This is a genomic window from Dermacoccus sp. UBA1591, from assembly GCF_002322065.1.
Lineage (GTDB): Bacteria > Actinomycetota > Actinomycetes > Actinomycetales > Dermatophilaceae > Dermacoccus > Dermacoccus nishinomiyaensis.
Genome location: NZ_DCNR01000084.1, coordinates 1 through 17,052 on the forward strand (window position 1 = coordinate 1; position 17,052 = coordinate 17,052).

Annotated in this window: 13 protein-coding genes; 5 read left to right on the forward strand and 8 right to left on the reverse strand. The window is 69.8% G+C overall.

Annotated features, from left to right (window positions below; translation table 11 throughout):
• Positions 1–147: 147 nt before the first annotated feature.
• The gene (locus B2284_RS09200) at positions 148–1,323 is read left to right on the forward strand and encodes a serine/threonine-protein kinase (RefSeq protein WP_136788127.1); all 1,176 of its coding nucleotides are present in this window, start codon (positions 148–150) and stop codon (positions 1,321–1,323) included.
• A gap of 87 nt (positions 1,324–1,410) precedes the next feature.
• On the opposite strand, the gene B2284_RS09205 is transcribed toward B2284_RS09200, so the two are convergent.
• The 6 genes from B2284_RS09205 to B2284_RS09230 all read right to left on the reverse strand — a co-directional run bounded on the left by B2284_RS09205 (position 1,411) and on the right by B2284_RS09230 (position 11,783).
• A complete protein-coding gene (locus tag B2284_RS09205) occupies positions 1,411–2,712 on the reverse strand; it encodes a hypothetical protein (RefSeq protein WP_074045510.1) in 1,302 nt (433 codons plus the stop codon).
• Positions 2,713–2,908: 196 nt separating this feature from the next.
• Positions 2,909–3,592 carry a Maf family protein gene (locus B2284_RS09210; RefSeq protein WP_074045511.1) on the reverse strand — a complete coding sequence of 228 codons (684 nt, stop codon included), beginning with the start codon at positions 3,590–3,592 and terminating at the stop codon, positions 2,909–2,911.
• Between the two features lie 42 nt (positions 3,593–3,634).
• Entirely contained in the window at positions 3,635–5,515 is a 1,881-nt protein-coding gene (locus B2284_RS09215) for a Na+/H+ antiporter (RefSeq protein WP_006947352.1), read from the reverse strand.
• 77 nt (positions 5,516–5,592) lie between these two features.
• Positions 5,593–7,257 carry an L-lactate permease gene (locus B2284_RS09220; protein WP_006947397.1) on the reverse strand — a complete coding sequence of 555 codons (1,665 nt, stop codon included), beginning with the start codon at positions 7,255–7,257 and terminating at the stop codon, positions 5,593–5,595.
• Positions 7,258–7,488: 231 nt separating this feature from the next.
• Positions 7,489–9,900, reverse strand: a complete 2,412-nt coding sequence (locus B2284_RS09225) for a GNAT family N-acetyltransferase (protein WP_006947347.1) — start codon at positions 9,898–9,900, stop codon at positions 7,489–7,491.
• Between the two features lie 194 nt (positions 9,901–10,094).
• Positions 10,095–11,783 (reverse strand): DUF885 domain-containing protein, encoded by a 1,689-nt coding sequence (locus tag B2284_RS09230; protein WP_006947330.1) that lies wholly within the window; start codon positions 11,781–11,783, stop codon positions 10,095–10,097.
• A 50-nt stretch (positions 11,784–11,833) separates the two neighbouring features.
• On the opposite strand from B2284_RS09230, the gene B2284_RS09235 reads away from it, so the two are divergent.
• Complete coding sequence (locus tag B2284_RS09235; RefSeq protein WP_235006190.1) at positions 11,834–12,748, forward strand: MOSC domain-containing protein; 915 nt, start codon at positions 11,834–11,836, stop codon at positions 12,746–12,748.
• A 69-nt stretch (positions 12,749–12,817) separates the two neighbouring features.
• Here the strand turns inward: B2284_RS09235 and B2284_RS09240 are convergent, their stop codons facing one another.
• Positions 12,818–13,036, reverse strand: coding sequence for an acyl-CoA carboxylase epsilon subunit (locus tag B2284_RS09240; RefSeq protein WP_006947331.1), 219 nt, complete (start codon positions 13,034–13,036; stop codon positions 12,818–12,820).
• Positions 13,033–14,676: an acyl-CoA carboxylase subunit beta gene (locus tag B2284_RS09245; protein WP_006947382.1), complete on the reverse strand. Its 1,644-nt coding sequence runs from the start codon at positions 14,674–14,676 to the stop codon at positions 13,033–13,035. The genes B2284_RS09240 and B2284_RS09245 overlap by 4 nt, the downstream gene beginning before the upstream one ends.
• Before the next feature lie 23 nt (positions 14,677–14,699).
• Between B2284_RS09245 and B2284_RS09250 the strand changes: the two genes are divergently transcribed.
• The 3 genes from B2284_RS09250 to B2284_RS09260 form a co-directional block, all read left to right on the forward strand.
• The gene (locus B2284_RS09250; RefSeq protein WP_006947377.1) at positions 14,700–15,626 is read left to right on the forward strand and encodes a biotin--[acetyl-CoA-carboxylase] ligase; all 927 of its coding nucleotides are present in this window, start codon (positions 14,700–14,702) and stop codon (positions 15,624–15,626) included.
• A gap of 27 nt (positions 15,627–15,653) precedes the next feature.
• Positions 15,654–16,655, forward strand: coding sequence for an adenylate/guanylate cyclase domain-containing protein (locus B2284_RS09255; RefSeq protein ID WP_006947388.1), 1,002 nt, complete (start codon positions 15,654–15,656; stop codon positions 16,653–16,655).
• 201 nt (positions 16,656–16,856) lie between these two features.
• The coding region (locus tag B2284_RS09260; protein WP_286697407.1) for a hypothetical protein at positions 16,857–17,052 on the forward strand (196 nt) is incomplete at its 3' end.

Genomic DNA, 17,052 nt, shown 5'->3' on the forward strand with positions numbered 1-17,052 from the left:
TTCGTCACATCATCGATCAAATGTTTTCTGCCGCATCTTCCGGCCAGGCCCTGGGGGCCTGTCTCGGTGCGACACGGGTTCGTTCCTGGTTGTGGTCACGTAAGCTGAGACCATATTCGAGCAGGCTGCGGGGAGGCAGACGAACCCATGGGTGAGATGTTCGCTGGACGCTACGAACTCATCGACCAGATCGGCGAAGGCGGCATGGGGTCCGTCTGGCGCGTCCACGACCACAAGTCGCGCCGCCTCGTCGCAGCGAAACTGTTGCGCCAGTCCGACGCCGGATCGCTGCTGCGCTTCATGCGCGAACAAGGCATGCGCATCGAGCACAATCACGTCGTCACCCCTCTCGGCTGGGCCGGCGAGGACGGCCGCGTCATCTTCACGATGCCCCTCATCGACGGTGGCTCGCTCAGCGAACTCGTCAAGGAGAACGGCGCCCTGCCCTACCCGCTGGTCGCCGAACTCATGCGCCAGATCCTCGACGGACTCGACGCCTGCCACAGCGCCGGCATCGTGCACCGCGACATCAAGCCCGCCAACATCCTGCTCGAAGCCACCGGAATGGGTGTGCCCTCGGCGTGGATCACCGACTTCGGCATCGCCGTCAGCGTCGACGCGCCCCGCCTGACGAGCAACGAGATGGTTCTCGGCACACCGGGCTACATGTCGCCTGAGCAGGCCAAGGGCGACGATCCCGACCCCCGTCAGGATCTGTACTCCGCCGGAATGATGGGCCTGCACATGCTGACCGGCATCAAACCCGGAGCGAGCATCCGTGTCCGCAAGGACGACGTGCCCCCGCGCCCCGAGGGTATCCCCGACTCGCTGTGGAACCTGCTCGTCGCCCTCGCCAATCCCGTCGCCGACCGGCGGCCCGCCAACGCGCGCGACGCCCTCAGCTGGCTCATGCTCCCGGAGAACGCCTGGCAGGAATGGGCGGCCCGCCCGATCCCCGACCGCCTGCCCGAGATGACGACGTCAGGGGAGTTCGTCCGCCTCGAGGCAGGTGCGGCCGCCCGCGCCCTCGACGGCTTCACGGACTCCTCCGCGGCGCCCGCCACGGTCATCGACGGCGCAGCGGTGCGCCGTCGCCCCACCGTCAAGGCGTGGATCGCGGCTCCGGCCGCTCTGGCGGCGGCCATCGCGGCAGCGTTCGCGCTCTGGCAGCCGTGGGGCGCGGGCGACGGCGCGTACGACCCGCAGCTCGCCAACACCGGCGGCGTCTGCGCCTACGCCGACGCCGGCACGACCGCCCAGACGACGAGCGGCAAGACCCTCACCTGCACCGAGAAGGACGGCTCGTACTCCTGGCAGGGCTGACGCCGGCCGGCAGGACGCGGGCAGCCAAGACGTCGGCCTGCAGCGACAGGCGACGGCTCGAGTGCGTCTGACGGCGTCCGACGAGCGTCAGTGCTTCTCGCGGCGTCGCAGCACGTACCCGAGCCCGACGACCGCGCCGATGCCGAGGACGAGTGCGCCGCCCCACAGCAGCGGGTTAGCCGACGACTTGCCGACGCCGCTGACGTTTCCCGGCTCGGGCTGCTGCACCGCCATCGACGGGCCCGCGTTCGGCGTCCCCGTGACGCGCACGGACAGGACGCTGTCGAACTCCGAGGAATCCTGCAGCTTCGGCTTCGGCGTCGACGACGACGGCGTCACGTCGAGCACCACGTAATACCAGCCCGGGTCGCTGTGCCACTGCAGTGCGTCCGAGCCGCTCGAGTCGACGTTCGCGTTGCCGTAGTCGATCGGAGCGGTGTAGACGCCAAGATCCTTCGAGCCCGAATCCGACGACGACTCGAACAGGTAACCCGACGACGTCCCGGCGCCCGACAGCGTCGCGGAGACGAGGGAGGGGTTGAACATCTGCATCGACAGGTTGAGATCCTGCGACGGGTTGTACGTCGTGCCGTTCTTCGGCGCCTGCCAGCCGAACGACATGCGCTGACCCCACGACAGATGCACGCGGAAGAACATGCGCCGGCCGATGGGCGTCTTCACCGTGTACCCGCCGGGACGCAGGATCGTGGCGCTGGCGAAACCGTCACCGGCCGTCGCCGTCGTGGACGCCTCGAGCGCCTGCGTCGTCATGTCGGGCACCTCGCCCGCAGGCACCTTGACGGTGCCGTTGACGCGGGGCGTGCGCTTCACGGCGATCTGCACGGGCATGGGCGTGGCGTTGTCGCCGTCGATGGTGCGCTTGATCTCGAGCCGATACGACGTCGCGGCCAGGCAGGCGTCAGCGCCCGAACCGAGCGATGACGACGTGCGCGCCGTCTTGGCCTCGTCGACGTCGACGTGCGTCGCGAGCAACCCGGGCGTGCCGCTGCTCGTCAGCGAATCCGAGTCGGAACCGCATGTCGTGGCGCCGTCCGCCGTCGTCAGCGTGAGCTGCAGGCCCTGCGAGCCGGAGTCGACGGACCACGCGTTGCCCTTCCAGCTCGCCGAGCCGTTGATGCTGACGCTGAGGCGCTCGCCCTCGCCGCGCTTGACCTCGACGTACCGTGACGTCGCGTCGACGGGCAGCGTCGAGGAGTACAGCCCCGGCGCCAGCGGCGTGCCCTGGCCGGAGGCGAGGGACAACTCGACCGCGTGGTCGCCGGGAACGAATGTGTTCGTCGCGGCGTCCTCGCCGTACGCCGGTGCTGCCGCGAAGGCGGCCGCGCACGTCAGTGCCGTCAGCGATGCCGCGACGCGCGAGTTGCCCATCGTGTTCCTCCCCATGAGTTCGTGCGCTGACAGTGTCTCAGGTGATCAGGCGCACGGGGGCCGTAAGTGGCCTTTCGATGCGTCGCCCTGTGCCGGACGCGGTGCGGCCAGCTCTCGCCGTCAGGGGTTGACGACAGGGCGACGGATCAGAGTTTCCCCACGCGCCCGTGCGGTGGCCCCTGCTGACCGAGCCAGGTCAGGCTGCCATGTTCCACAGCTCGTGCCAGGCGACGCCGATCTCGGCGAGCATCTCGCGCAGCAGCGGCAGACCGAGGCCGACGACGGTGTGCGGGTCGCCCTCGATGCGTTCGACGTAGGCGCCCGCGAGGCCGTCGATCGTGAACGCGCCCGCCACCCACAGCGGTTCGCCGGTGGCGACGTAGGCGTCGATCTCCGCGTCGTCGAGGTCGGCGAAGTGGACGATCGTCGACGAGACGGCACCGAACGTCGCGCCGGTGCCCTCGACGCGGTCGTCGACGATCCAGTGACCGGTGTGCAGGGTGCCGCTGCGCCCCCGCATCGCCTGCCAGCGCGCGCAGGCGTCGGCGGTGTCCGCGGGCTTGCCGAGGATCGCACCGTCGAACTCGAGCACCGAGTCGCACCCCAGGATGATGCCGCCGTCCTCGATGAACGCGTCGGGCGTCTCGGCCGGAACCTCGTCCTGCGCGAGGACCGACGCGACGGCCTCACACTTCGCGTTCGCGAGCAGGAGCGCCACGTCCTCGGCGGCGAGTTCGCCCGGCCCGTCGTGCTGCGCGCGGGCGGCGACGACGACAGCGTCCTCGTCGACGTCGGAGACGAGGACGAACGGTTCGATGCCGGCGCTGCGCAGGGTCGCGAGGCGGGCGGGGGACTTCGAGGCGAGCACGAGGACGGTCATGGGCTCAAGAATATCGGCGCGCCGAGGCGGGCCGGACGCCCGTCAGCCCGGCAGGTTGTCGACGAAGCACCAGCGCCATTCCTCACCCGCCTCGAACGAGCGCATGACGGGGTGACCGGTCGCGCGGAAGTGCTTCGTCGCGTGTTGACCGGCGGAGGAGTCGCAGCAGCCGACGTACCCGCACTCGGTGCACATGCGCAGGTGCAGCCACGTCCGACCCTCTTCCAGGCAGCCCTGGCAGCCGTCGTGCGACTGGGGTGAGGCGTAGTCGTGCGCGGCCTTCTCCAGGTGTTCGCAGCCGCCCTGACGAACCTCCGGCGTGAGCAGCGGGCCTGCATCGCGCAGCCCGGCGTTGCGCTCCTCGGCGGTGACGATCATCGACTCCTCGATGTCGAGCTGCATCATGATGCTGTCGATGACCTCGTGGTCGACGCGGCCCTCGTTACGCATCTCGAGTGCCTTGTCGCGTTCGGCGTTGATCATCTTCTGACGCAGGATGCGGTACTGCTGCGTCGGGCCCATCGTGTCGTTGTTGCCGAGCAGTTCCCACTGCAGGTTCGCGCGGCGCATGTCCTGCTTCTGCAGCGACTTGATGATTGCCTCGGGGGTGTCCGCCAGTTCCGGGTCGTCGGCGAGGGCCTTGCGCATCGCCGCCTCACCGGCATCGACGGAGGCCTGCATGACCTGGGCGCGCGCGAGGGCGTCCTCACGCGGGTCGGGCGCGCGTAGCTTCATGAGGTTGGCGACGCGGCCGAGGGTGAAGCCCTGGATGACGAGCGTGCCGATCGTCACGACGAGCGCGATGAAGACGAGCGACTCGCGGTGCGGCGTCTCGGGCGGCAGCAGGAACGCGGCGGCGAGCGTCACCACTCCGCGCATGCCCGCCCAGCCTGCGACGGCGCCCTCGCGCAGGCTGAGGGGGCGCGAATCCCAGCGCGAGACCTTGCCGAGCCAAGCCGCCGCGATGATGAACATCGGCCGCACGAGCATGACGGTGACGAGGACGGCGACCGCGTACAGGCTGGTGCGTTGGAGGCCGAGGTCCGATGTTTGGACCTGGTCGATGATCATCGACACCTGCAGGCCGATGAGCAGGAACACCATGTTCTCGAGCAGGAACTGGATCGAGTTCCAGTTCATCCGCGATGCGACCCGCGCCTGCGCCGTGTTGTAGTACGGCGCCTTGAAGCCGAGCAGCACGCCGGTGACGACGACGGCGATGACACCAGATGCCTTGATCGCCTCCGCCGGGAGGTAGGCGACCCACGGCGTGATGATGCTGATCGCGACGCTCGTCACGGCGTCGCGGATGTGCTTCTGCACGAACTCCACGACGTAGAACGCGATGACACCGATGACGATGCCGCCGAGCGCCGCGATGACGAAGGCGAGGCCGGCCCTGCTCGCCGAGAACGACCCCGTCAGCGCGCTCACGGCGGTGCCGACGGTGACGAGGGCCGTCGCGTCGTTGAAGAGCGACTCGCCCTCGAGGACGGCGACGAGACGTCGCGGCAACCCGATGCGGCGGGCGACGGCGGTCGCGGCGACGGCGTCCGGGGGAGCGACGACACCGCCGAGCGCCATCGCGGCGGCGAACCCGACGGGCATGAGCCACCACGAGACGAGCCCGACGGCGAACGCCGTCACGAGGACGAGCAGGATCGACAGCTGGACGATCTGGAACACGTCGCGCTTGAGATCGATGATCGAGGTGCGGATCGCCGTCGCGTACAGCAGTGGCGGCAGGAACCCGAGCAGGATCACTTCGGAGTCGACGTGGACCTCGGGGACCTGCGGCAGGTACGACGCCACCGCGCCGATGGCGACGAGCAGCAGCGGCGCCGACAGGCCGACGCGGCGCGCGAGGACGGAGACACTGATCGTCGTCGCGACGAGCAGGAAGATGGGAAGAGCGATGTGCACGTCGACATTGTCGCGGATGGCGAGCGGATCCGCAGAATACGTCCGGCCGTCATGCGGGGCTCAGAGGATGAGGTGACTCAGGGCAGCATCCACGACAGGGCGTGCGCCTGCAGGTAGACGAGCGTGCACAGCACGAGCAGCATGCCGAGCGACCACAGCACGACGGCGCGGAAGATCTTCGACTCCTTGCCCTGCAGGCCGACGGCTGTCGCCGCGATGGCCAGCGACTGTGGCGAGATCATCTTGCCGACGACTCCACCGGAGGTGTTGGCCGCCGTCATGAGGTGCGGGTCGAGCCCGGCCTTCTCCGCGGCCGTCTGCTGCAGCGTCGAGAACAGGGCGTTCGCCGAGGTGTCCGAGCCGGTGACGGCGGTGCCGACCCAGCCGAGCACGGGCGACAGGAACGCGAACCACGCGCCCAGCCCGGCGACGAACGTGCCGATCGCGATGGTCTGGCCGGAGAAGTTCATGACGTAGGCGAGCGCGAGCACCGACGCGATCGTCAGCGCCGAGAAGCGCATCGTGTAGAAGCAACGCCCGATCTCCTTGAACGCCTCACCCAGCGTGAGCGGGAAGCGGCCGCCGCCGTCACGCAGGGAGTAGACGATCGCGACCATGAGCCCGGTGAGGAACAGCAGCGTGCCCGGGCTCGACAGCCACTGCAGCGTGTAGACGGTCGAGGAGATCGACTTGCCCTTGGCGTTGACGAGCTCGCCGTTGAGGCCCGGCCAGGGAATCTTGACGTCGGTGGCGCTGAGCTTCGCAGGGATGTCGACGCCCAGCTTCCACAGCTTCGCGATGCCGAACACGACGACGACGAGCAGATAGGGCAGCACGGCCATCCAGATGCGGGAGGCGCTGAGCGCCTCGGCGGGAACGGGCGCTTCGATGTCGAGGCTGCGACGCACGTCGTCGGCGCCCTTGGGCTTCCAGAAGCGCAGCAGGACGATGGCGGCCGCGAGCCCGACGAGCGAGGCGACGACGTCCGTCAACTCGTACGAGAAGTACGTCGAACACCACCACTGCGCGATCGCGAACGCGCCACCGGTGACGAGCGCAGCGGGCCACGCCTGGACGAGCCCGCGCTTGCCGTCGATGATCATCATGAGGAAGAAGGGAACGGCTATCGCGAAGAACGGTGCCTGGTGGCCGACGACGGCACCGATGTGCGCGGGGTCGAGGCCCGTCAGGTTCCCGGCGGTCGTGATCGGGATGGCGACGGCGCCGAACGCCACCGGCGCCGTGTTCGCGATGAGGCACACGACGGCCGTCTTGAGCGGCTTGAGCCCGAGGGCGAGCACCATCGTCGCCGTGATGGCGACCGGCGCGCCGAACCCGGCGAGGGCCTCGAGAAGGCCGCCGAAGCAGAACGCGATGAGCATGGCCTGGATGCGAATGTCGCCGCCGCCGATCGCGTCGAAGATCGAGCGCAGGTCGTTGAAGCGGCCCGAGATGACGGTGACCCGGTAGAACCACAGCGCCATGACGACGATCCACACGATCGGCACGAGACCGTAGACGGCGCCCTGTGTCGCCGACAGCAGGGCGAGGTGTGTCGGCATGCCGAACGCGACGACGGCGATGACGAGCGAGACGACGAGGCTCGCGAGGCCTGCGACGTAGGCGCTGGCCTTGGCGATCAACAGCATCGCGAAGAACGTGAGGAGGGGCAACGAGCCCACGAGAGCGGACAGCGCCAGGCTGTCGCCGACGGCGTCGGGGGTCGCGGTGTAGGTGATCACGCGGACTCCTTGCGGGGGTGGGGAGGCTGGCTCAGCTTTGGTCGGACCATTATTGGTCAGACCAAACTGTACATGATGCAGGTCACATCGACGTGATGCAGCTCTCGTTGCGTCTCGGACGGGGAGGGTTGTGGCGCGGCCGGCGCGAGCATGACGAAGCCCGGCATCAGTGAGGACCGATGCCGGGCTCGACCGGGCGGCGAGTGGGTGAGCGACAGACTGCGTGCGGCGTCAGCCCCCGATGATGCGCGGCGCGCCGCGGTAGGCGCGCACGTGGTTCCACGCCGCGATCTGCGCGTACGCCTTGTGCTTCGGGTTGCGCTCCCCGTCGTACTTGAGCGGGTCGGCCCAGCGTCCGCGCTTGACGAGCGCCGCGGCGGCGTCGCGCTCTGCGCCCTTCGGCAGCAGACGCGCGATGGTCTGCGGCGGCAGGACGGTGTAGACGAGGTCGTCGGACGGCGCCGGCGCGGTGACGGGGGAGTTCTCGACGAGGTCGCTGACGAGCTGCTCGGCGACGTTCGCCCCCGAACCGGTGGCGTAGTAGCAGTTGCGTCCGTAGCGCGGGTTGACCTCGAAGAACTTGACGGAACCGTCACGCGGGTCGCGGATGGCGTCGAGGTTGGCGAAGCCGTGATAGTCGGCCGTCTCGAGGATGCGGCGCGAGGCTTCGACGACGTCGGGCATGTCCTGCACGACCTGGACGTCGGGGATGCCGAGGTAGGCCGGGCGCGGATCCTGCAGGAGCACCCGCGACGTGCGCGCCAGCGTGATCTCGCCGTTCTTCGCGCGGTACATCGTGACCGACAGGATCTCGTCGCCGGGGATGAGATCCTGCGCGAGCATCTCGCCGGTGAAACCCGCGTCGACGAGGCGGGTGATGAGCGCGTCGAGCTCGTCGCGCGAGTCGACCTCGTACAGCTTCTTCTTGCCCGGCATCGACAAGGCGTTGTGCAGTGCCGAATCGGCGGGCTTGACGATGATCGGGTAGGGGAACGTGACGTCGTCGGCGCTCGGGCGCCCGGTGGCGAAGTCGAGGACGACGGTGCCCGGCGTCGCGACGCCCGCCTCGGCGCAGACGGCGTTGAAGTGGTTCTTGTCGGAGATGCGCTCGAGCATCGCGGGGCTCTCGTGTGGCACGACGACGTTGGTGCCGAGCGTGTCGCGCTTCGCCGACAACGACTGCACGTAGCCGTCGTTGTTCGTCAGCGGAATGATCGTCAGATCGAGGTTCTCAGCGGCAATACGGCGGATCTCGGTGAGGACGAGGTCGTGGTCGTTGATCGCGGCGAACCCGAGTTCTCGCGTGTCGTGGAACAGCGTTGAGTCGGCCGTCGCGCCCGTCGTGAACGGGACGACGAGGACGCTCGTCAGGCCGTAACGCTCGTGGAACGCGCGCGCCAGGGCGTAGCCCGAGAGGGTGAAGTCGAGCACGACCGGCAGCACCGCGGGAGTGCCGCCCTGACCCGGCGTCGCACCGCGTGCGGGGCCGGCGACCTTCGCGGCGAGGGCGGTGGCGGCGGACGAGGCGGTGCGCATCGTCCGCGACGGCAGGCTGCGAACGGTGCTCGGACCCTTGCTGCGGGCGTCACGCACGAGGGCCTTGGCCTTCGTCGACGCACGGTACGCGGAGAGCACCTGCGGGCGCACGACGAGATCCCACGGGCCCGGGACGTCACGCGCGCCGTCCTTGCCGAACTTGAGCTTGAAACCGTCGAGCGAGCTGAGCGCGGGCGCGCGGTCGCTGCCGAGACCCATGAAGTCGAACGTCGACGCGCCGCGGCTCTTCGCCGCGAGCATGCACTCCCAGACCATGCGGTTGGCAGCGAAGCTCTTGCGGGCGGCCGCGCTCGTCGCGGCGTAGAAGTAACGCGCCTCGCCGTCATAGATGGTGACGAGCGCCCACGCGACGACGGCGCCGCCCGCAGAGGTGTCTCGCACCGTGTAGAGGCGGCAGATGTCGGGGCCGAGCTGGGAGAGCATGTTGAAGTAGAACTGCGCGGGACGCAGGTCGAAGTGGCCGCGTTCGGCGGTCTCGGTGAAGACGGGGAAGACCTGCTCGGCGAAGTCCTGTTCGCTGATGCCCGTCTCGTCGGTGAAGACCAGGGCGTCGTTCTTGAGCCCGTACCGCAGGTCACGGCGGCCGTTCTTCGACATCGACGCCATCAGCTCGTCCTCGCTGAGCGAGAGGTCGAGCACGAGCGTACGGTCGTAGAAGACCTCGGTGAGCGGCTCGGTGAGGTCGGGCGCCGCGTGCGTGGCGTGCAGGCGGACGAGTGCCGCCCTGGGGTGCTCGGCCTTGACGTACGCTGCCAGGGCGTCGCGCAGGGCGCGCTCCTCAGCGGCGCTGGGCGCCGCGTGCGTCAGCCAGATCGGGGCGAACTTGCCCCACAGCTGCACCAGCGTGCGGCCGGCGAACTCCGTCAGGCTCAGTGCGGCGACGTGGGCGCCCGCGGCGTCGTGGACGAGCAGGTAGCGCCAGTGACGGCGGCCCGGCAGCGAATCGTCGTAGCGCGCCCACTCGGGCGACTGCTCGACGGGCACGCGCGCGCCCGCGTCGTGGATCGTCCGGACGAACTCGTCAGCGTCGACGGCGACGATCGAGTAGGGCGAGGTCGTGGCGAGGCTCGACTGGGTGGGCGACATGGTGGCGTAGCGCTCCGAAGGTTGGGGACATCGGCTTGCGCCAGCCTACCGGCGCCCCCGCTCCCACCCCGTCAGGCACGCATGGGGCCCGCCCCATCTGCGTTTTTCGTTCACATTCGCTCAGAGGCGCGAAGGTGGACGCGGTTCGCCGATGGGGACGCGAATCGCGAAGGTGGATAGGAATCGCAGGTGGGTCAGGGGGCGAGGATGGCGTCGCGCAGGACGTCGAGGCCGACGCCGCCGATGTCGAGGGCGCGACGGTGGAAGGCCTTGAGGTCGAAGGCTGCGCCCTCGCGACGACGCGTCTCCTCGCGCAGCGACAGCCACAGGCGCTCGCCGATCGAGTACGACGGCGCCTGCCCCGGCCAGCCGAGGTAGCGGTCGAGCTCGAAGCGCAGGAAGCCCTCGGCCATGTCGGCGTGCGCCGACAGGAATGCCCACGCCTTGTCGTACGTCCAGGCGCCCCCACCAACCTCGGCGGGAGCCTCGAAACCGCAGTGCACGCCGATGTCGACGATGACGCGCGCGGCGCGCAGCGACTGCCCGTCGAGCATGCCGAGGCGGGTGGCGTCGTCCGTGTGGAAGCCGAGCTCGTCCATGAGGCGCTCGGCGTACAGGGCCCAGCCCTCCGCGTGCCCGGATGTCCACGACCCCATGCGGCGCCACCGGTTGAGCAGGCCCGAGCGGTACATCGTCTGCCCGATCTGCAGGTGATGGCCGGGGACGCCCTCGTGGTAGACGGTCGTCAGTTCGCGCCACGTGCCGAACCGTTCGACGCCCTTCGGCACCGCCCACCACATGCGTCCGGGGCGGGAGAAATCCTCGCTCGGGCCGGTGTAGTAGATGCCGCCCGACGACGTGGGCGCGATCATGCACTCGATGCGACGCACCGGGTCGGGGATGTCGAAGTGCGTGTCCGCCAGAGCGCTGACGGCGGCGTCGGCGCTCGCCTGCATCCAGGCGCGCAGCGCGTCGGTGCCGTGCAGGGCGTACGCGTCGTCGGCGTCGAGGGCGGCCATCGCGCCCTTGACGCCGGCGCCGGGCGCGATGCGTTCGGCGAGGCGCGACATCTCGTCGGTGATGCGCGCGAGTTCGTCCTGACCCCAGCGGTAGGTCTCCTCGAGGTCGACTCGCGCGCCGAGGAACTCGCGGCTGTGCAGCGCGTACCGCTCACGCCCCACCCCGTCGTGCTCGGGCGCGCGCGGCAGCAGTTCGTCGCGCAGCCGCGCCCCTGCGTCGGCGTAGGCCCGCGCGGCGAGCGCGGCAGCCTCGCGCACCTCGTCCTGCACCGCGCTGGCATCGCCACCACCCTCGACGGCGGCGCGCTCGGCGAGCGAGAGGAAGTACCCGTCGCGTCCGCCGTGCTCGGCGCATTGCTCGCTGCAGCGTTCGATCTGGCGCTGCGCCGCGACGATGCCCTGCGACGCGGCGTGATCGAGCGACGCGAACCAGCCGTCGAGCGCCTCGGGGACGGCGCGCAGCCGGTGCGCGATCGTCTCCCAGTCCTCGTCGCTGTCGGTCGGCATGAGGTCGAAGGTGTCGCGCATCATCTGCAGCGGCGACGCGATGACGTTGAGGTCGGCGAGGTCGTAGCCGGCGTCATGGATCTCCTCGGCGAGCTCAAGGCGCTCCTGCAGCGCGGCGAGCGTCACGGCGTCCACGTCGTCCTGCGCCGACGCGGTGCGCAGCGCCGACAACGTCGAGCGACGCAGATCGGACGCGGCCGCGTAACCGTCGGGGGAGAAGTCGTCGAGCAGATGATCCTGGCCCGGGATGCCGAGCGCCGTTGCCTCGATCGGCGACAGCGCGACGGACGCGTCGAGGTAGCCGTCCGCGATCTCGTCGAGACGGGTCGTGGCGCGGGGCTCGCTCGAGGTGCTCATGTACCGATCCAACGCGACGCACGTCACAGCGCGCAAGTACATTGACGCCCATGACGACGCCGCCGATGAGTCCAGCTCACCCCGATCCTGACGCCCGGCCCGCTGCGGCGGGTGCGGTGAAGGCAGCGGCAGCGGGGCAGAGGGCGTCGGCCGAGGCCTCGGCATCGGGCTCGGAGGAGCAGGCGAAATCCACCGCGACGACGGCCGCGTCACCGACATCCGGCTCGGCGGAGTCCGCGAGCTCCACCGCGGCGTCCACGGACTTGGCTTCCACCTCAGCGGCGCGGGCCGACGCCACGTCACCCACCGCAGGTGGAGAGCTCGTCGTCGTCGGTGTCCAGATCGGCCGACCAGAGGTGTGGGATGCGAAGAAGCACCGCACGGGGATGCGCAAGCGACCCGTCGCGAGCATCGGCGTCGCCGACCCCGGCCCGCGCGAGGCGGGTGGGCGCAGCGGCGTCAGCGGTGACCACGTCGGTGATCTCGAGCATCACGGGGGCAGCGAGCAGGCGGTGTACGTGGTCGCGCGTGAGGAGCTCGACCACTGGGGCGCCGAGCTAGGGCGTTCGATTCCCGACGGGGCCTTCGGCGAGAACGTCACGACGCGGGGCGTCCGCGTCGACGACGCCGTCATCGGCACCCGCTGGCGCATGGGCACCGCGCTGCTCGAGGTGACCGGCCCCCGCGTTCCCTGCCGAACCTTCGCCTGGGCGATCGACGAGCCGCGCTGGGTCAAGCGCTTCACCGACCACGGACGGCCCGGCGCGTACACCCGCGTCGTCGAGCCCGGGACGATCACGGCGGGCGACATGGTCGACGTCGTCGACGTGCCCGAGCACGGCGTCACCGTCGTCGACGTGTTCCGCGCCTACACCGGCGGTGCCCGCGCGATCATCGAACGCGTCGTCGCGGCCGGCGTGATGGCGCCGCGCTACCAGGCCAAGCTCGAAGCCAAGCTGCGCTGAGCATCATTGCCCGCAATCGCGTCACCTCTGACGCGATTCCGGGCAACGATCATCCGCCGAAGGCGAGCCTCAGCGCGGCAGGCGCGATTCGGCCCAACTGCGCGGACGGGCGTGGCGGACGTGCGCGGGGCGTCCCCACATGGAACGCACCGGGGCGGATGATTCAGTGCCCGACGCCGCAGCCGCTCGCGCCAGGACGACAGCAGTGACGGCGGCGATCTCCTCGTCGGTCGGCGCGCCGCTGACGAACCGGATCGTCGGGCGCGGGCTCTCGGTTGCCTCGCTCACAGCGGGATGTTTCCGTGCTTCTTGGGCGGCAGGTCCTCGCGCTTGTGACGCAGCGCCCGCAGCGCCTTGACGACCTGGACGCGCGTCTCGTGCGGCGGGATGACCGCGTCGACGTAGCCGCGGTCGGCTGAGATGTACGGGTTGGCGAGCGTGTCCTCGTACTCGGCGATGAGCTGCGCGCGACGCTTCTCGACGTCCTCGGCGCTGCCGTTCTCGGCGACCGCCGTCAGCTCCTTGCGGTACACGATGTTGGCCGCGCCCTGCGCACCCATGACGGCGATCTGCGCCGTCGGCCACGCGAGGTTGACGTCGGCGCCGAGGTGCTTGGACCCCATGACGTCGTACGCACCGCCGTACGCCTTGCGCGTGATGACGGTGACGAGCGGCACCGTCGCCTCCGCGTAGGCGTAGAGCAGCTTCGCGCCACGGCGGATGATGCCGCCCCACTCCTGGTCGGTACCGGGCAGGAAGCCGGGCACGTCGACGAGCGTGAGGATCGGGATGTTGAACGAGTCACAGAAGCGGATGAAACGCGCCGCCTTCTCGCTCGCGTTGATGTCGAGCGTGCCGGCGAGCTGAGCCGGCTGGTTTGCGACGATGCCGACGCTGTGCCCCTCGACGCGCGCGAGCCCGCAGATGATGTTGGGTGCGAACAGCGGCTGCACCTCGAGGAAGTCGGGGCCGGAGCCCGCATCGTCAGGATCCGCGGGGTCGACGACGGCGGCGATGACGTCGTTCATGTCGTAGGCGAGGTTCGCCGAATCGGGCACGAGCGTGTCGAGCGCGCGGTCGGCGTCGGTGATCTCGAGGTCGGCGGTGACCTCGAACGAGGGCCCCGGGTCCATGTTGTTGCTCGGCAGGTAGCCGAGCATCGCCTTGACGTACTCGATCGCGTCGTCCTCGTCGCTCGCCATGTAGTGCGAGACGCCGGAGCGCGAGTTGTGCGTGTGCGCGCCGCCGAGCTCCTCGAAGCCGACGTCCTCACCCGTCACCGTCTTGATGACGTCAGGGCCGGTGATGAACATGTGCGACGTCTGATCGACCATGACGGTGAAGTCGGTGATCGCGGGGGAGTAGACGGCGCCACCGGCGCAGGGGCCCATGACGAGCGAGATCTGCGGGATGACACCGCTCGCGTGCACGTTGCGACGGAAGATCTCGGCGTAGAGACCGAGCGCGACGACGCCCTCCTGGATGCGCGCGCCGCCCGAGTCGTTGATGCCGATGACGGGTGCGCCGAGCTTCATCGCGAGATCCATGACCTTGCAGATCTTCTCGCCGAAGACCTCACCGAGGGAGCCGCCGAAGACCGTGAAGTCCTGACTGAACACGCAGACCGTGCGCCCGTCGACCGTGCCGTAGCCGGTGACGACGCCGTCACCGTAGGGGCGGTTCTTGTCCTGCCCGAACTGCGTCGAGCGGTGACGCGCCAGGGCGTCGAGTTCGACGAACGAGCCCTCGTCGAGCAGCCGTTCGACGCGCTCACGAGCCGTCAGCTTGCCCTTGGCGTGCTGCTTCTCCACCGCGCGGGCCGAACCGGCGTGCACCGCCTCCTCCGTGCGGTTCGCCAGATCCTTCAACCTTCCGGCCGTGGTGTGCAGATCGAGGGAGGTGTCCGGGGGCACGTCGTCGAGCGTCATGGGCGACAGCCTAACCTTGTCACGTGACCTCGAACACGAACTCGTCAGTAGCCTTTTCGCCAGGGATGGCGCGGGATCTGCGTGCCGACGGGTGGGCTCGCGTCGACCTGTTCGACGAGGTCGATTCGACGAATGTGGTCGCCCTCGACACCGCCGAGCGCTGGCACCTCGTGGCCGCCCATCGCCAGCGCGCCGGGCGCGGACGCCTCGATCGGGCCTGGGTGACGCCCACGGGCGCCGCCGTCACCGTCTCGATGACGCTGCCGCTGCCACGGGACGCGGCGACGTGGGGTTGGGTGCCGTTGTTCGTCGGTGACGCCGTGCGCGCCGCCCTCGCGCAGCTGGCCGACGAGCGCGGGGCGGACGTCGAGTTCGTCACGAAGTGGCCCAACGACGTCCTGGTGTGGGATGACGACGGCGTCGAGAGCGGCGCCGACGCCGACGCCGGCCCGGGCACCGGCGGGGCGAGCGGCGACTGGCGCAAGGTCGCCGGCGTCCTGTGTCAGGTGGCGTCGGGCAACCTCGTCGTCGCGGGCGTCGGGGTGAACGTGGCTCAGCAGCGCGGCGAGTTGCCCGTCGACACGGCGACGTCGACGTCACTCGTCGGGTTGGACGCCGCGCGTGACGAGGTGCTCGCGGCCGTCGCTGCGCACGTCGCCCGTGCCGCGCGTGCCTGGTGCGAACCCGTGGCGCTCGCGGCCGCCCGCGAGAGCGTGCGTCGACACTGTCGCACGATCGGCAGCCTCGTCGACGTGCACACCCCCGACGGCAAGGTGGCGCGGCGGCGAGGCGTCGGCATCGACGACGGCGGGCGGCTCGTGACGACCGTTCCCGGTGCGCGTCCAGGCTCAGCGCCTACGATGGCGTACTCGGTGGCGGACGTCGTGCATGCCCGCCTGGGCGGCCGCGCGGAGGCCGGCGAGCCACACGGGCGGAACGCCGACGAGTGATCGGTACGAGGCAGAAGGCGAGACGTGATGGCTGACCCGGTGTCCCACCTCGATTCCGACGATTCGATGTTCATCGACGCGGTCGAGCGACGCCTCATGGGCGCGCCGCGCCGCTACAAGCGCCGTGACCTGTCGACGCACGCCGGGGTCGACGCCGACGACACCCGTCGCGTGTGGCGCGCTCTCGGTTTCGCCAACTCGCGTGAGGCGGACGTCGCGTTCTCCGACACCGACCTCGACGCCCTGCGCGCGGTGTCCGCGATGACGGCCGCGCACGATCTCGACGTCGACACCCTCCTCGGGCTGGCGCGTGCGCTGGGGCGCACGACCGACCGACTCGCGATGTGGCAGGTGCAACTCGTCGTCGACATGCTCGCGCAGCGTGACGGCGGCCCGCGCGGCGGCAAGCCCCTCGCCCGCGCCGCAGCGGAGGAGATGGCGAGCCTCGTCGACGACCTCGAGCCGTTGCTCCTCTACGTGTGGCGCCGCAACGTCGGCGTCGCCCTCGCGCGCCTGCTGGCAGACGCGCAGCCCGAGACGCACCTCGGTGTCGTGCGCACCGTCGGTTTCGCCGACCTCGTCTCCTTCACGCGCCTCGCGCGTCAGCTCAGTGAGAGTGATCTCGCGGCGCTCGTCACGCGGTTCGAGGCGGTCGCCTCGGACATCGTCAGCGAGCACGGGGGCGCCGTCGTCAAGACGGTCGGTGACGAGATCCTCTTCTCGCACCAGGACCCGGAGGGCGCCTCGCGCATCGCGCGTGCGCTCAAGGAGATGTCGGAGGTCGACGACCTGCTGCCGCAGATGCGCGTGGGTCTGTCGACGGGTCGTGTGCTCGCGCGTCTCGGCGACATCTACGGCACGACGGTCAACCGCGCCGCACGCCTGACGAACGCCGCCGCGGCGAGTCAGATCCTCGTCGACGAGGCAACGGCCGACGCGCTGCGTCACGACCCGGAGTCGACGCTGCGCGCGCACGAACCGTTGGAACTCGCGGGTATCGGCCTCAGCGCGGCCTGGATCCTGCTCTGACGGACCTTTCTGAAGCACTCTGCTCAGGACGAATCCTGCTGGACGGATCGGGCGTCGGACGCCTGCGGGTGAACGCCAGGTGACGATTCGGCGACAAAGCCCTGCTGTATACATTTCTGTCAAGTCGGCTGGATGGGCAACTGACAATTCGTCGGTCCGCAAGGCACCGCAGGGTATGCCGGGCTGCCTATAGTCGTGCTCATGAACGACGTCCTGGTCGCCCGCGGGGGTTTCGGCGACGACACGGCTCTCATGCGCATGAGCCACGCAGCACACCTCTCGGTCCGCACCGTGGAGGGCACGCTCGAAACCGTGACGCCCGAATCCGTCGGAACGGTGACCGCGTGCATCGTCTTCGCGGCGAACTGCCGCCGCGTCGACGGCGACGCCGACCTGG

Coding starts and splice junctions, on each gene's coding strand:
- B2284_RS09245 (WP_006947382.1), bottom strand. CDS start 14,676: ATGACGCTCGACGACGTGCCCCCGGACACCTCCCTCGATCTGCACACC.
- B2284_RS09210 (WP_074045511.1), bottom strand. CDS start 3,592: ATGACCGTCCTCGTGCTCGCCTCGAAGTCCCCCGCCCGCCTCGCGACC.
- B2284_RS09200 (WP_136788127.1), top strand. CDS start 148: ATGGGTGAGATGTTCGCTGGACGCTACGAACTCATCGACCAGATCGGC.
- B2284_RS09230 (WP_006947330.1), bottom strand. CDS start 11,783: ATGAGCACCTCGAGCGAGCCCCGCGCCACGACCCGTCTCGACGAGATC.
- B2284_RS09225 (WP_006947347.1), bottom strand. CDS start 9,900: ATGTCGCCCACCCAGTCGAGCCTCGCCACGACCTCGCCCTACTCGATC.
- B2284_RS09235 (WP_235006190.1), top strand. CDS start 11,834: ATGACGACGCCGCCGATGAGTCCAGCTCACCCCGATCCTGACGCCCGG.
- B2284_RS09255 (WP_006947388.1), top strand. CDS start 15,654: ATGGCTGACCCGGTGTCCCACCTCGATTCCGACGATTCGATGTTCATC.
- B2284_RS09205 (WP_074045510.1), bottom strand. CDS start 2,712: ATGGGCAACTCGCGCGTCGCGGCATCGCTGACGGCACTGACGTGCGCG.